The organism is Kitasatospora sp. NPDC059747, from assembly GCF_042732955.1.
Classification (GTDB): Bacteria; Actinomycetota; Actinomycetes; order Streptomycetales; family Streptomycetaceae; genus Kitasatospora.
On the sequence record NZ_JBHWGV010000019.1, the window covers coordinates 51682 to 65479 of the forward strand.

Annotated in this window: 14 protein-coding genes; 7 read left to right on the plus strand and 7 right to left on the minus strand. The window is 74.4% G+C overall.

All coding sequences use genetic code 11. The features are described 5' to 3' along the window. From ACFV4G_RS11195 to ACFV4G_RS11205, 3 genes are all read left to right on the plus strand, one after another. On the plus strand, positions 1-557 hold a 557-nt coding region (locus ACFV4G_RS11195; RefSeq protein ID WP_380438871.1), incomplete at its 5' end, for a divalent metal cation transporter. 107 nt (positions 558-664) lie between these two features. Next, positions 665-1399, plus strand: a complete 735-nt coding sequence (locus ACFV4G_RS11200) for an MgtC/SapB family protein (RefSeq protein ID WP_380438873.1) — start codon at positions 665-667, stop codon at positions 1397-1399. Between the two features lie 48 nt (positions 1400-1447). Next, the gene (locus ACFV4G_RS11205; protein WP_380438875.1) at positions 1448-2119 is read left to right on the plus strand and encodes a YoaK family protein; all 672 of its coding nucleotides are present in this window, start codon (positions 1448-1450) and stop codon (positions 2117-2119) included. 12 nt (positions 2120-2131) lie between these two features. On the opposite strand, the gene ACFV4G_RS11210 is transcribed toward ACFV4G_RS11205, so the two are convergent. Further along, entirely contained in the window at positions 2132-2677 is a 546-nt protein-coding gene (locus tag ACFV4G_RS11210) for a hypothetical protein (RefSeq protein ID WP_380438877.1), read from the minus strand. Positions 2678-2738: 61 nt separating this feature from the next. After that, positions 2739-3392 carry a hypothetical protein gene (locus ACFV4G_RS11215; protein WP_380438879.1) on the minus strand — a complete coding sequence of 218 codons (654 nt, stop codon included), beginning with the start codon at positions 3390-3392 and terminating at the stop codon, positions 2739-2741. Positions 3393-3812: 420 nt separating this feature from the next. On the opposite strand from ACFV4G_RS11215, the gene ACFV4G_RS11220 reads away from it, so the two are divergent. From ACFV4G_RS11220 to ACFV4G_RS11230, 3 genes are read left to right on the plus strand one after another with little or no spacing between them, the layout of a single operon-like run. Beyond that, a complete protein-coding gene (locus tag ACFV4G_RS11220) occupies positions 3813-4337 on the plus strand; it encodes a PadR family transcriptional regulator (RefSeq protein WP_359963749.1) in 525 nt (174 codons plus the stop codon). Continuing rightward, on the plus strand, positions 4334-5068 hold the full coding sequence (locus tag ACFV4G_RS11225; protein ID WP_380438881.1) for an ABC transporter ATP-binding protein: 735 nt from the start codon (positions 4334-4336) through the stop codon (positions 5066-5068). The genes ACFV4G_RS11220 and ACFV4G_RS11225 overlap by 4 nt, the downstream gene beginning before the upstream one ends. Beyond that, on the plus strand, positions 5065-7305 hold the full coding sequence (locus ACFV4G_RS11230) for an FtsX-like permease family protein (protein ID WP_380438883.1): 2241 nt from the start codon (positions 5065-5067) through the stop codon (positions 7303-7305). Before ACFV4G_RS11225 ends, ACFV4G_RS11230 begins: the two co-directional genes overlap by 4 nt. 72 nt (positions 7306-7377) lie before the next feature. Here the strand turns inward: ACFV4G_RS11230 and ACFV4G_RS11235 are convergent, their stop codons facing one another. Both ACFV4G_RS11235 and ACFV4G_RS11240 read right to left on the minus strand, forming a co-directional pair. After that, positions 7378-7881 carry an NUDIX hydrolase gene (locus tag ACFV4G_RS11235; RefSeq protein WP_380438884.1) on the minus strand — a complete coding sequence of 168 codons (504 nt, stop codon included), beginning with the start codon at positions 7879-7881 and terminating at the stop codon, positions 7378-7380. Positions 7882-7902: 21 nt separating this feature from the next. Beyond that, the gene (locus tag ACFV4G_RS11240; protein WP_380438945.1) at positions 7903-9366 is read right to left on the minus strand and encodes an SDR family NAD(P)-dependent oxidoreductase; all 1464 of its coding nucleotides are present in this window, start codon (positions 9364-9366) and stop codon (positions 7903-7905) included. Positions 9367-9704: 338 nt separating this feature from the next. Here ACFV4G_RS11240 and ACFV4G_RS11245 point away from each other — a divergent pair, with 338 nt between their 5' ends. After that, positions 9705-11144: a GuaB1 family IMP dehydrogenase-related protein gene (locus ACFV4G_RS11245; protein ID WP_380438886.1), complete on the plus strand. Its 1440-nt coding sequence runs from the start codon at positions 9705-9707 to the stop codon at positions 11142-11144. On the opposite strand, the gene ACFV4G_RS11250 is transcribed toward ACFV4G_RS11245, so the two are convergent. The 3 genes from ACFV4G_RS11250 to ACFV4G_RS11260 all read right to left on the minus strand — a co-directional run bounded on the left by ACFV4G_RS11250 (position 11105) and on the right by ACFV4G_RS11260 (position 13736). Next, positions 11105-11974 (minus strand): DUF5995 family protein, encoded by an 870-nt coding sequence (locus tag ACFV4G_RS11250; protein WP_380438888.1) that lies wholly within the window; start codon positions 11972-11974, stop codon positions 11105-11107. The two genes, ACFV4G_RS11245 and ACFV4G_RS11250, sit on opposite strands and share 40 nt — an antisense overlap. 158 nt (positions 11975-12132) lie before the next feature. Further along, the gene (locus ACFV4G_RS11255; RefSeq protein WP_380438890.1) at positions 12133-12522 is read right to left on the minus strand and encodes a DUF3224 domain-containing protein; all 390 of its coding nucleotides are present in this window, start codon (positions 12520-12522) and stop codon (positions 12133-12135) included. A gap of 107 nt (positions 12523-12629) precedes the next feature. Continuing rightward, positions 12630-13736: a PP2C family protein-serine/threonine phosphatase gene (locus ACFV4G_RS11260; protein WP_380438892.1), complete on the minus strand. Its 1107-nt coding sequence runs from the start codon at positions 13734-13736 to the stop codon at positions 12630-12632. Positions 13737-13798: the final 62 nt, after the last annotated feature.

The following is a 13798-nucleotide window of genomic DNA, read 5'->3' on the forward strand; positions in this document are numbered from 1 at the left end:
CGAAGGGCTTCTACGGGATCTACGCCGGCCTGGTCGTGGTCGCCGCGGCGATCACGCTGCTGTCCACCGAGTACACCCAGGGCCTGATGACGCAGTTCGTCCAGGTGCTCGCCGGCGTGCTGCTGCCCTCCGCGACGGTCTTCCTGCTGCTGCTGTGCAACGACAAGGCCGTCCTGGGCCCGTGGGTCAACGGCCCGAAGACCAACGCCTTCACCTCGGCCGTGGTCGGCGTGCTGGTCATGCTGTCGCTGATCCTGACCGCCGCCGTCGTCTGGCCGGACATCAGCTCGGAGGCGATCCTGTGGATCATGGCCGGCTGCGGCGTGGCGGGCGTGCTGGTCGCCGGGTACTTCTTCACCTTCGGCCGGAGCGGCACCAAGGAGGACCCGGTCGACCGCACCGGGCGCGAGAACTGGCGGATGCCCCCGCTGGAGACCCTGGAGAAGCCGGTCATGTCCACCGCCCGCAAGGTCGGCATGGGCGCCCTGCGCGCCTACCTGCTGATCGCGATGATCATGGTCATCATCAAGGTCGTCCAGACCGCCCTCGGGCACTGAGCCACCGTGAACCCACCGAACGGACGGGGGCGGGCCGAGGGCCTGCCGCCCGTCCGTTCCGCTTTCCCCTCCCGTCCGCCCGCCGTCTCCCCGTAGGAGGTGCCGCCGTGCACACCCTGACCACCGTCGAGTTCCTGGTCCGGCTGGCCACCGGCGTCGCCTGCGGCGCCCTGATCGGCGTCGAACGCCAGTGGCGCGCCCGGATGGCCGGCCTGCGCACCAACGCCCTGGTCGCCGCCGGCGCCACCCTGTTCGTCCTCTACAGCGAGGCCGTCGGCGACACCGGCAGCCCCACCCGGGTCGCCTCGTACGTCGTCTCCGGCATCGGCTTCCTCGGCGGTGGCGTCATCCTGCGCGACGGCGCCGGCGTGCGCGGCCTCAACACCGCCGCCACACTGTGGTGTTCGGCCGCCGTCGGGGTGCTCGCCGCCTCCGGCAAGCTCGAACTCGCCGTCCTCGGCACCCTCGCCGTGCTCGCCGTCCACCTCGTGCTGCGCCCGGCCGGGCGGCTGCTCGACCGCGCCCCGCAGTCCGGCAGCGACCCGGACTCCACCAACCGCGCGACCGTCCACGTGGAGTGCGACCGCAAGTCCGAGGCGCACATCCGGGCCCTGCTGCTCCAGTCCCTGTCGGCCTCCGGGCTCACCCCCACCGGCCTGCGCGCCCGCCGTGCCGACAACGGCGAGGCCACCAGCCTGCGCGCGACCGTCGCCATCACCGGCCAGGTCGCCCCCGCGCTGGAGCAGGTCGTCACCCGGCTCTCCCTCGAACCGGGCGTGCGCGACCTCCACTGGCACGTCGAGGACGAATCGGACGATCCCGGCGCCCCGGCGCTCGCGTGAGGGAGTAGAACGGAGGGACCGTCAGACCGTCCACCGCCAGGAGGCCCGATGCTCACTCCCGACCCCAGGCACGGGCCGCTCGTGCCGCTGCTCCTGGTGCTCACCGTCGTCACCGGCGTGGTCGACGCGGTCAGCTACCTCGCGCTCGGGCACGTCTTCGTCGCCAACATGACCGGCAACGTGGTGTTCCTCGGCTTCGCCCTGGCCGGCGCGGCCAACCTCTCCGCGACCGCGTCGCTCGCCGCCCTCGCCGCCTTCCTCGTCGGCGCCCTGGCCGGCGGGCGCCTCGCCGACCGTCTGCCCGAGCACCGGGGACGGCTGCTGCGGGCGGCGGTGGCGGCCCAGGCGGCGCTCGTCGTCGTGAGCACCGTCCTGGCGGCGGCGGCCGGGCACACCGCCGACCCGGTCCGCTACGCGCTGATCGGGCTGCTCGCCCTGGCGATGGGCGGCCAGAACGCGGTGGTGCGCTCGCTGAAGGTGCCCGACCTGACGACGACGGTGCTGACCATGACGATCACCGCCCTCGCCGCGGACCGCTCCGGCCCCCGCCGGCTGGCCTCCGCGGTCTGGATGCTCGCCGGGGCCCTGCTGGGCGCCCTGCTCGTCCTCCACGCGAACGTCCCGACGGCGCTGGCCCTGGCCTCGGCTCTGCTGGTCGCCGTCGCGGCCGTCCTCCACCGCGCCTCCCGCACCACCCCGCCCTGGGCGGCGCGGCCGTGACCAGGGCGTGTCTCAGGGGTGGTAGATCTCCTTCATCGCCGTGATCTTCCCCTGCTCGTTCCGGTGGACCGCGAAGTACGGCGTGCTGGCCAGCTTGTACGTGGCCAGCTCGGCCGGCGCGATCGTGCGCTCCTTGGTGCCCTTGCCGGTGAACTCGATGACCTGCACCACCGCGTTCTTCGTCAGCTGGTAGCCCGTGGCGTCGCCGGTGGGGGTGTACTCGACGAGCTCCTCGTTCTCCGCCTTGTAGCCGCAGCTCACCGGCGTCAGGGTCACCTTGGTCACGCCGCCCGCGGTGGTCGCGGAGTCGAACTTGACGAAGTCCGGCCGGGCCGGGTCCGGGTGGCAGGGCTTGAGCGCCGCAGAGGCGGTCGGCGCGGGCGTGGTGGGTGCCGCGCTCGCCGTCGGGGCGGGCGCGGGCGCGCCGGAGGCGGCCGTGGTGGGCGCCGGCGAGGCGGCCGCGGGCGCGGGGTCCGGGTCGTCCGGCCCGCAGCCGGTGACGAGTGCGGCCAGGCCCAGCGCGAGCGCGGCGGCCAGGGCGGTGCGGCGGTGCTTCATGTCTGTGGTCCCCCGGGTGCGGTTGGCTGACGGAGGAGACGCGGATCGGCCCCGGTCGGTTTCAGTCGTCCTGCCGGTGGCCCGCGCGGCCGCTCCAGAGGGGTTCGAGTCGGGCCCAGGAGCGCGTCCAGGACTCGTCGGACCGCCGTTCGAGGGCCCGCAGCCGCAGGCGGAGCCCGACGACGACGAGCGCGACGAGGGCGAGCAGCGTGCCGGCGCCGATGCAGGCGGCGGAGACGACGACGGCGCCGCGGTCGAGCGGGGGAGCGGTGACGGTGCCGTCGGGGTCGACCCAGATGCGGACGGTGCTGCCGACGGCGGCCGTCCGGGGCGCCTGGACGGTGCCGGTGTGCGGCTGCCCGTCGGGGTACGTCCAGCTCGCCTCGGCCTCGACGCGGCTCTCGTACCCGCCGGCGAGCCGGCCGGCGGAGGTGCCGTGTTGGGGCGGGCCGAGCACGACGGCGTCGACCTGGTGGAGCCGGCCGTGGTCGGCGGCGGCCCGGGGCGCGGCGGAGCGGTAGCTGACGAGGGCGCCGGCGGTGGCGAGGGCGAGGGCGAGCAGCAGTCCCAGCGCGGCGACGGCCCAGGCGCGGGCGCGGGAGCGGTCCACGGACCGGGCGAGCGGTTCGCGCCGTCCGCCGAGGGCCCGTCGCAGCTGGCGGCCGGTCCGCCGCGGGAGCGACGCCGGCCGGGCCGGCCGGGGGCTGCTGGACACGATGACGGCTCCTCAGGTGTGTTGGGACTGTGCAGTGGTGAACGGTGTTCCGTTACCCAATGTCCACCCCGCGCGAACCCGCGCACAAGAGCCGTGCGGGTTCGCACGAACGCGGCGTGTGACGGCCGGGCGCCGGTGGCGGCGGCCTCGGCGGCCGGAACGGGGTGACCGGAACGGGACGTTCGGCCCTCGGCAGGGCGGCGCGGGCGGGGCAGGCTTGGAACCGGGCCGTGCCTCCCGTGCCCGGGTGCGGCCCGGCCCGGTTCGCCGTGGGGGCGTCGGGCCGCGGTGTGCGGCAGGGGGCGGGTGTGGGGCCCGCCTCCTGCCCGCCGTACGCCGGGTTCTGACGTCGCGCCAGGTCAGCGGCTTGTTCTCGCCGGATATACACTCGGAGTATACGCGTGGGGTATGGTCCTCTCCATGAGTGTTCCCTTGACCCTGCTCGGGCTCCTGGAACGGGAGCCGAGCCACGGCTACGACCTCAAGCGCGACTACGACGCCCTGTTCGGCCGCGGCAAACCCCTCCCGTACGGTCAGGTCTACGCGACGCTCGGCCGCCTCGCCCGCGACGGCAAGGTGGTCGCCGGCGAGGCGGAGCCCGGCGACGGTCCCGAGCGCAAGCGCTACGTGATCACCGAGACCGGCGCGACGGAGTTCGAGACCTGGCTGACCGAGCCCGTCGCGCCCGAACCCAACCTGCAGAGCACGCTGTTCACCAAGGTCGTGCTCGCCCTGATGCTCGGCCGCGACGCCCAGGACTACCTGGACACCCAGCGCGCCGCCCACCTGCGCCGGATGCGCGAGCTCACCGACCTGCGCCGCACCGGCCCCCTGGTGGACGCCCTGCTGGCCGACCACGGCCTGTTCCACCTGGAGGCGGACCTGCGCTGGATCGACCTCACCGCCGCCCGCCTGGGCGCCCTCGCCGCGGAGGTGCGGCGATGACCGCCGTGATCGAGGCCCGCGACATAGCCCTGTCCTTCGGGGAGACGCCCGCGCTGCGCGGGGCCAGTCTCTCGGTCGAGGCCGGCGAGGTGCTGGCCGTCATGGGCCCGAGCGGGTCGGGCAAGTCGACGTTATTGCACTGCCTGGCCGGCATCCTGGTGCCCGACGCCGGCGAGGTGCACTTCGACGGACAGCGGATCGACACCATGGCCGAGGCCCGGCGCAGCGCCCTGCGCCGGGACCGCTTCGGCTTCGTGTTCCAGTTCGGCCAGCTGGTGCCGGAGTTGACGGCCGAGGAGAACGTCGCCCTGCCGCTGCTGCTGAACGGCGTGCGCCGCGCCGCCGCGCTGGCCGACGCCCGGCCGTGGTTCGCCAGGCTCGGCCTGGACGGCATGGAGAAGCGCCGCTCCGGCGAGCTGTCGGGCGGTCAGGCGCAGCGCGTCGCCCTGGCCCGCGGCCTGGTGGCCCGCCCACAGGTGCTCTTCGCCGACGAGCCGACCGGCGCCCTGGACTCGCTGACCGGCGAGCAGGTGATGGACCTGATGGTCGCCTCGGCCCGCGAACAGGGCACGACCGTCGTCCTGGTGACCCACGAGCCCCGCGTCGCCGCCTACGCCGACCGCGAGGCGATCGTGCGCGACGGCTCGGCCCGGGTGCTCTCGGCGGGACCGGTGGCGGGGTCGGTGGCGGGGCAGGCGGCCGGACCGGTGGCGGGACCGGTGGCGCCGTGATCGCCTTCTCGCTCCGCCTGGCCGTCAGCGGCGGCCGGGAGGCGCTGGCCCGGCTGGCGATGATCGCGGCGGCCGTCGCGATCGGCGTCGGCCTGCTGCTCTCCACGTTCGCGAGCGTCAACGCGATCGGCCGGGCCAACGAGCGTCAGCTGTGGATGAATTCGGGTACCAAGAGCCGGGCCGAGGCACCGGCCGCCGTCGACCCGCTCTGGTGGTACGCGCACGGCGACTTCTACGACGGCAAGGAGGTCTTCGAGGTCGAGGTCGCCCCGACCGGGCCCACCTCGCCCGTCCCGCCGGGCCTGACCGGGCTGCCGGCCCCCGGCGAGTACTACGCCTCGCCCGCGCTGGAGAAACTGCTGCGCGACGTCCCGGCCGTCCAACTGGGCGACCGCTTCCCCGGCCGGCTCGCCGGCACCCTGGGCGACGCAGCGCTGCCCTCCCCGGACAGCCTGTCGATCGTCATCGGCCGCACGGCGGACGAGGTCAGGGCGGGGCCGCGCGCCCGGCAGATCACGACGATCGCCACCACCCTGCCCGCCGACTGCGACAACGACTGCTTCGGCCACGGCGTGCGCGGCGACGCGATGACGCTCATCCTCACCGTGGTGGCCGGCGCGCTGATCTTCCCGGTGCTGATCTTCATCGGCACCGCGACCCGGCTGTCCGCCGCCACCCGCGAACAGCGCTTCGCCGCGATGCGGCTGGTGGGCGCGACACCCCGGCAGGTCTCGGTGATCTCGGCGGTCGAGTCCACGGTGGCGTCGGTGGCCGGGACGGTGCTCGGCTTCGCGCTCCACGCGGCGCTGCGCCCGCTGGTGGCCGAGGTCCCGTTCACCGGGAGCCGGTTCTTCACCTCCGACCTGACCCTGACCGTCCCGCAGGTGCTCGGCGCCGTGGTGGGCGTGCCGGTGGCGGCGGCGCTCGCCGCCCGGTTCGCGCTGCGGCGGGTCACGATCTCGCCGCTGGGCGTCTCCCGCCGGGTGACGCCGAAGCCGCCGAGCGCCTGGCGGGTGGTCCCGCTGCTGGCGGGGCTGGGCGAGCTCGGCTACTTCGTCGACAACCGCCCGCCGACCACCAACGGTCAGTCGGCGGCCTACCTGACCGGCTTCCTGCTCGTGATGCTCGGCCTCGTGGTGGCCGGCCCGTGGCTGACGATGGTCGTCGCCCGGGCGGTGGCCCGGCGGACCGGCCGGCCGGCCTCGCTCATCGCGGTGCGCCGCCTCGCGGACGACCCGAAGGCCGGGTTCCGCTCGGTGGCCGGGCTGGTGCTGGCGCTGTTCGTGGTCACCTCGACGGTGAGCGTCATCGGTACGATCAACGCCAACCGCGGTGCGCTGAGCGGTGATCCGGAGATCCGCAAGGCCGTCGTCCACGCCCCGTCGTTCGACCTCTTCCGCTCGGACGCGATGGGCACCGTGCCCGACTCCGTGCTCGCCTCCGCCCGCGCCGTGCCCGGCTTCCGCGGCCTGGCACTGGCCCACGACAACCCGGCCGGGCTCGGCCGGGAGTACCACGGCTCCGAGGCCATGCCCGCGCCCGCGCTGGTGCTCTGCCCGGAGCTGGCGCAGGTCCCGGTGATCGGCCACTGCGCGCCGGGCGCGGCCGTCGCCCTCGTCCCGCTCTGGCAGTTCGTCGACCTGCGGGAGGCGAGCGCCCAGGAGTGGCCCGCCGCTCCGATCTCCGTGCAGGACGCCGCCGCGCTGCCGGTGCGCATGGTCTACACGACCACCGACGGCTCGTCGGCGGCCATGGAACAGCTGCGGACGCTCTTCACCAGGGCCTACCCGACGTACGAGGCGCGGATGGCCGCCGACTGGGGCACCGTGTCGCAGAAGCAGCTCCAGGGCTGGCGCCAACTCGCGAACGTCGTCCTGCTGACCACCCTGCCGATCGCCGGGTGCAGCCTCGCGGTGAGCGTGGTCGCCGGACTCTCCGACCGCAGGCGGCCGTTCGCCATCCTGCGGCTGACCGGGGCGCCGCTGCGGCTGCTGCAACGGGTGATCGGGCTGGAGAGCGCGCTGCCGCTGCTGGTGGTCGCGGCGATCTCGATCGGGACGGGCTTCGCGGCGGCGGCGATGTTCCTCACGTCGCAGATGGACTACGACCTGGTGTCGCCGGGCGCGCTCTACTACGGGCTGACGGGCTTCGGCCTGCTCGCCTCGCTCGGCATCATCGCCTCGACGCTGCCGCTGCTGAGGCGGATCACCGGGCCGGAGGCGGCGCGCAACGGCTGACGGGCGGGATCCGGTCGAGCGGCCGGTGTCCCGGGGCAGCAGGGGAGCCCCGGGACACCGGTGTGCTCCGGCTCAGCCGATCCGGTAGCCGTGCGTGCCGGGGCGGCGCACCCCGTCCATGCCCGGCAGCCACGCGCCGAGGACGAGGGCGGACGGGTAGAACATCGGCTCCGGCAGGGCGTCCACCGCGAAGCGCTCCCAGCCCGCGCACGCGTGCGGCTCGGTGACCAGCGCCTCGGCGAGGCTCGGCGGCGCGAGCACGGCGGCGGTCAGCCGGGGCCGGCCGAGCTCGTGGTCGAGCAGCACGGCCAGCACCCGCATCTCGTCGGCCGGCAGCACGATGCCGGTCTCCTCGGCGAGTTCGCGCGCCGCCGCCTGCTCGAAGGACTCGCCCGGCTCCTCCACCTTCCCGCCCGGCAGGCTCCAGGTGGGCGGCTCGCCGGCGGTCGTGCGGCGGCCGACCAGCACCCGGCCGTCCCCGGTGGGCACGATGACGCCGGCGCCGAGCATCGGCGCGACCGTCCGGGCGGGTGCTGCCGGTGCGGGTGCTGCCGGTCCGGGTGAGGTGGAGGCCAACTCGCGTTCTCCTTCGGGTGGTTACCAGTTGCCGCGCTCGTAGTCCTTGAGGAAGCAGCCGTACAGGTCCTCGCCCCGCTCGCCGCGCACGATCGGGTCGTAGACCCGGGCCGCGCCGTCGACCAGGTCGAGCGGGGCGTGGAAGCCCTCGTCCGCCAGGCGCATCTTGTCCGGGTGCGGGCGCTCGTCGGTGATCCAGCCGGTGTCGACGGCGGTCATCAGGATGCCGTCGCTCTCGAACATCTCCTGCGCGCTCGTGCGGGTCAGCATGTTGAGCGCGGCCTTCGCCATGTTGGTGTGCGGGTGGCCGGCGCCCTTGTAGCCGCGGGTGAAGACGCCCTCCATCGCGGACACGTTCACCACGTACTTGCGGCGCGACGAGGACGCGGCCATCGTCTGGCGGAGCCGGCTGATCAGGATGAACGGCGCGGTGGAGTTGCAGAGCTGCACCTCCAGCAGCTCCATCGGGCCGACCTCCGAGACGGTCTGCACCCAGCTGTTGGTGTCCGCGAGGTCGGGTACCAGGCCGCCGGCGTCGATCGCGGTGCCGGCCGCGATCCGGGCGGGCGTCGCGGAGCCGGTGACGAGCGCGAGCGAGGTGACGTCCTCGGCGGCCATCCGCAGGTCGGCCCCGCCCGCCTGGTGGGGGAGCGCGGGCAGGTCGACGCTGCCGCTGCCGAAGCGGCCGATGGTGGTGGCCTGCGGGAGCTCGCCGGCCGGCAGCGGCGCGGTCTCGGCGGCGACCAGCTCGCGGTAGGACTCCGGCGGGCGGCGGACGGTCTGCGCGGCGTTGTTGATCAGGATGTCCAGCGGGCCGTCGGCGGCGACCTCGTCCGCGAGCGCCATGACCTGGGCCGGGTCGCGCAGGTCGATCCCGACGATCTTGAGGCGGTGGATCCACTGGTCGCTGTCCGGCATCGCCTTGAAGCGGCGGATCGCGTCGTTGGGGAAGCGCGTGGTGATCGTGGTGTGGGCGCCGTCGCGCAGCAGCATCAGCGCGATGTACATGCCGATCTTGGCCCGGCCGCCGGTCAGCAGCGCGCGCTTGCCGGTGAGGTCGGCGCGGGCGTCCCGGCGGGCCCGGTTGAGCGTCGCGCAGGGCTGGCACAGGTTGTGGTAGAAGGCGTCGACCTCGACGTACCGCTTCTTGCAGGTGTAGCAGGAGCGGGGCCGCTCCAGGATGCCCGCGATCTCGGTCGTGGTGACGGTGGTCAGGCCGAACGCGCCGGCCGTCTCGTCGTCGATCCTGGTCGGCGCGCCGGTGGCCGTGCGGGCGGTGACCTCGCGGTCGTTGGCGGTCTTGCGGGCCCGGGTCTCCTGGCGGCGGCGCTGCTTGAGCGTGCGGAATATGCCGCCGACGGCCTGGCGGACGGTGATCGCGTCCGGGTGGTCGACGTGCAGCTCGTCCAGCTCCGCGATCACCTCGAGACAGAGCCGCAGGCGCTCGGGATCGAGGCCGGGACCGTAGTCGATCTCCTCCTCGATGCCCTCGACCGGGCTCTCCCGGAGGTGCTGTGCCGCTACTTGCTGATCGATGCCCACGCTCGCTGCCGTTTCCCGTTTCGCCTCGCCGTTACCGCGTGAATGCTACGGGAGTCGCCCCGGCCGGGGCGAAAGGTCGATCGTTTGGACGATCATCCAAGTCTACGCGCGAAGCTTTGATCTTGATTTGTGCACAGCGCCAGCAATCGTCCCCGAACTGGCTTTTGTCCCGACCCTCCCGGAGAATCGAATGTTGGGTGCCGGGCGCCCGAGTGCGCCCCGGCGGCATCGCCGCAACCGCACCCGAGGTGTACCTTCTCCCAGCCAGAGAGCCCCATTTCATGCGCTTCCTGAACGACCTCAAGCCCTCGTACGACCTGACGTACGACGACGTCTTCATGGTCCCCAGCCGTTCCGCCGTGGGCTCCCGGCAGGCAGTCGACCTCTCCTCGAACGACGGCACCGGCACCACCATCCCGCTGGTCGTCGCCAACATGACCGCCATCGCGGGCCGCCGGATGGCCGAGACCGTCGCCCGTCGCGGCGGCCTGGTCGCCATCCCCCAGGACATCCCCACCGAGGTCATCGCCGAGGTCATCGCCTGGGTCAAGCAGCGCCACCTGGTGTTCGACACCCCGATCACCCTCGCCCCCGGCGCCACCGTCGCCGAGGCCCTGTCGCTGCTGCCCAAGCGCGCGCACGGCGCCCTCGTGGTCGTCGAGGACGGCAAGCCCGTCGGCGTCGTCACCGACTCCGACTGCCAGGGCGTCGACCGCTTCACCAGCCTCGCCGACATCATGTCCCGCGACCTGCTGCTCCTCGACGAGGACGTCGACCCGCGCGCCGCCTTCGAGAAGCTCTCCGAGGCCCACCGCAAGCTCGCCCCGGTCGTCGACGCCGAGGGCCGCCTCATCGGCATCCTCACCCGCAAGGCCGCGCTGCGCGCCACCCTGTACACCCCGGCCGTCGACGCCGCCGGCAAGCTGCGGATCGCCGCCACCGTCGGCATCAACGGCGACGTGGCCGGCAAGGCCAAGGCCCTGATCGAGGCCGGCGCCGACGTGCTGGTCGTCGACACCGCGCACGGCCACCAGGAGAGCATGATCAGCGCGCTGCGCGCCGTGCGCGGCCTGGACCCGCAGATCCCGATCGTGGCCGGCAACGTCGTCTCCGCGGCGGGCGTGCGCGACCTCGTCGAGGCGGGCGCCGACATCCTCAAGGTCGGCGTCGGCCCGGGCGCCATGTGCACCACCCGCATGATGACCGGCGTCGGCCGCCCGCAGTTCTCCGCCGTCCTGGAGTGCGCCGCCGAGGCGCGCCGGCTCGGCAAGCACGTGTGGGCCGACGGCGGCGTCCGCCACCCGCGCGACGTCGCCATGGCGCTGGCCGCCGGCGCCTCCAACGTGATGATCGGCTCCTGGTTCGCCGGCACCTACGAGTCCCCGGGTGACCTCCACACCGCCGCCGACGGCCGCCAGTACAAGGAGAGCTTCGGCATGGCCTCGGCCCGCGCCGTGAGCAACCGCACCGCCCAGGACTCCACCTACGACCGCGCCCGCAAGGCGCTGTTCGAGGAGGGCATCTCGCACTCCCGGATGTTCATCGACCCGACCCGCCCGGGCGTCGAGGACCTGATCGACTCGATCGTGGCCGGCGTGCGCAGCTCCTGCACCTACGCGGGCGCCAACACGCTGGAGGAGTTCCACGAGAAGGCGATCGTCGGCGTCCAGAGCGCGGCCGGCTACGCCGAGGGCAAGCCGCTGCACTCCAGCTGGGCCTGATCCGCACGGGCGGCGCGTGCGCCCGCCCCGCCACCGTTCTCGGGTTCGCCGACCGGCCGGTTCCTCGCTTCGGGGAGCCGGCCGGCGGCCGTTCCCGTGGCCGTTCCCGCAGCCGTTCCTGCGGCCGGGTCGTGGTGGACGCCGTCGTGCAGGCCGAGCGGCAGCAGGAGCGCGCGGCCGAGCAGCCCCACCGAGCCGTCCAGCGCGGCGGCGAAGGCGTGCGCGGCGCACGGCACCCGGCGCAGCTCCCACAGCGCCCGCACCGCCGACCAGGCCGCCTCGCGGGCGGCGTCCACCGACCAGGCGCCCAGCAGGTGCGCGAGCGGCGCGGCCGGCTCCGGCAGCCCGTGCGCGCCCAGCAGCTGCTCCCGGACGGCGGCCTCCACCTCGGCCAGCACCCCGTTGACCCGGTGGTAGTCGTCCTCGACGTCCTCCGGTTCGCAGCCGAGCAGCCCGCACGCGTCCAGGACGGCCAGCGGGAGGTCGTGCTGGATGTGGGCGTTCATCCCGGCCAGGGCGAACTGCAGCGGGTGCACCCCGGTGTGGGCGCGCAGCTCGAACAGCGGCCGCCAGCAGGCGGGCGGCTCCCGCCCGGCGGCGTCGGCCGCCACCGCGAGCAGGTACCGCCCCGCGAACACCACGTCCAGCTCGGCCACCGCCGCCGGATCGGCGAAGTACGGACCACCGAGCCGCTCCCGGACCGCCTCCGTGACGGTGAGGTAGGCCCGGTTGAACACCGCCACCCCGTCCTCCGGCGGCAGCCCCGCCCCGAGCGCCCGCAGCCGGGCGACCACCCCGTCGACCGTGCCGTCCGGGTTCGTGACGTCCACTGCCGTGCCGTTCGCTCCTGTGCTCGCCGCCGCACCGGGCATGCGCCACCCTCCGATGTCGATCGTGCACTGATCGCATCATCGTGGCAGTGTGTCCGGCCGACCGGAGCGCGCGGCGCGCAGCCGACCGGGGGACGGTCGACGGAGGGGCGGCGGCGTCAGCCCAGCTCGTACTCCAGGAGGTAGGTGTGCGCGCCGTCCTCGCCGACGGTCAGGTGGAACTCCCCGGTGAGCCCGGCCAACTCGCCCGAGCCGGTGCCCGGGACGACGCGTATCGTCACACCGGTGGTGTCCCAGGCGGCGTGCTGGAGCACGAACGAGCCCTTCCGCCCGTCCAGTTCACCCGTCACCTGCTCCACCGCGACGTACGAGGCCGGCGCGCCCGCGGCGTCCCCGACGGACGTCATCCGCACCTCGCTCGTGCCGGTGATCCCGCCGGTGAACGTCTTGGCGATCCGGATCCGGCCGAACGCCGCACCCGCCCGCTCCTCCGTCTCCACCGGCTCGAAGGCGGTCAGCTCGAACGCCCCGCTCGCCCTGTGCCCCATGGCGCTCTCCCCTCGACGAACGTCTCCGCGACCGACACCCCGTCGACCGTGATCAGAGCCTTGCACACAGCTCTGACAATCGCGCCCCACGCGGGTGAATGCCCTGGTCAGCGCTCCGCGCGCTGCTCCCAGCGGATCGCGAGCAGCGCCGCGTCGTCCGCGAGCCCGGCCGGGCCGACCCAGTCGTCGACGTCCGCCAGCACGCCGTCCAGCAGGTCCGCCGGCTGCCCCGCGTGCAGGCTGGGCAGCCGCTGCGCCAGCGGGTAGAACACCCCGTCGGCGTTCCGGGCCTCCGAGACCCCGTCGGTGTACAGGAGCAGCAGATCGCCCGGCCGCGCCTCGAAGCGCCCCACCGGGTAGCGGCCGCCGGTCAGCCCGAGCAGTCCCAGCGGCGGCGCCGCCTCCTCCGGCTCCAGCTCGCCCACCACGCCCGCGCGGCGCAGCAGGGGGTGTGGATGGCCGCAGTTCACGACCATCACCGGCTCCCGGCCCGGCGGCACGCTCAGCAGCAGCGCGGTCGCGAACCGCCCGTCGCCCGGTCTCGCGGCGAGCGCCGCGTCCAGGCGCTCCGCGAGCCGCCCGAGGTCGGGCTCGGTCCGCGCGCCCTCCCGGAACACCCCCAGCACGTCCGCCGCCGTCTCCACCGAGGGCAGCCCGTGCCCCTGGACGTCCCCGAGCAGGATCCGCACCCCGAACCGGGTGTCGAGGACGGCGTAAAGGTCCCCGCCGATCCGGGCCTCGGCTGCCGCCGCCACGTACCGCACGGCCAGCCGCAGCCGGCCGATCCGCTCCGGCGGCGGCCGCAGCAGCGCCCGCTGCGCCGCCTCGGCCACCGTGCGGACCTGGAACAGCTCCCGCTCGCGCGCCGCCACGAGCAGCACGTTGGCGGCGCTGGCCAGGGTCGCGGCGAGGACGGTCACCAGCACGCTGACCCGGACGGCGGTCGGCAGCTGCTCGTTGGCGCTCTCCAGCGTGCCCACGGCCAGCAGCGCCGCCGCACCGACCAGGAGCGGCACCCGCGCCTTCCTGGTGGTGGCCCCGGCCAGCACCGGAGCGACCGCGAGCAGCGGCGAGAGCGTCGTGCCGGGCCCGCTCACCAGGTCGGCCACGACGGCCCCGGCGAGCAGCAGGAACGCGCCGTACAGCAACCCCCGCGTCCGCCGGGGCAAGTGCAACGGCGGCAAGTCCCCCGGCTCGTCCTCCTCCTCGATCACCCCTCCACTGTCCCCGCGCCCCCGACACCCGGCACCCAGGGCGTGTCTTTCGGAGCAGGCCG

What these genes read in the sequence shown, in the direction of transcription:
- ACFV4G_RS11220 (WP_359963749.1), top strand. Translation starts at nt 3,813, where the DNA reads ATGAGTGTTCCCTTGACCCTGCTCGGGCTCCTGGAACGGGAGCCGAGC.
- ACFV4G_RS11225 (WP_380438881.1), top strand. Translation starts at nt 4,334, where the DNA reads ATGACCGCCGTGATCGAGGCCCGCGACATAGCCCTGTCCTTCGGGGAG.
- ACFV4G_RS11255 (WP_380438890.1), bottom strand. Translation starts at nt 12,522, where the DNA reads ATGGGGCACAGGGCGAGCGGGGCGTTCGAGCTGACCGCCTTCGAGCCG.
- ACFV4G_RS11245 (WP_380438886.1), top strand. Translation starts at nt 9,705, where the DNA reads ATGCGCTTCCTGAACGACCTCAAGCCCTCGTACGACCTGACGTACGAC.
- ACFV4G_RS11210 (WP_380438877.1), bottom strand. Translation starts at nt 2,677, where the DNA reads ATGAAGCACCGCCGCACCGCCCTGGCCGCCGCGCTCGCGCTGGGCCTG.
- ACFV4G_RS11205 (WP_380438875.1), top strand. Translation starts at nt 1,448, where the DNA reads ATGCTCACTCCCGACCCCAGGCACGGGCCGCTCGTGCCGCTGCTCCTG.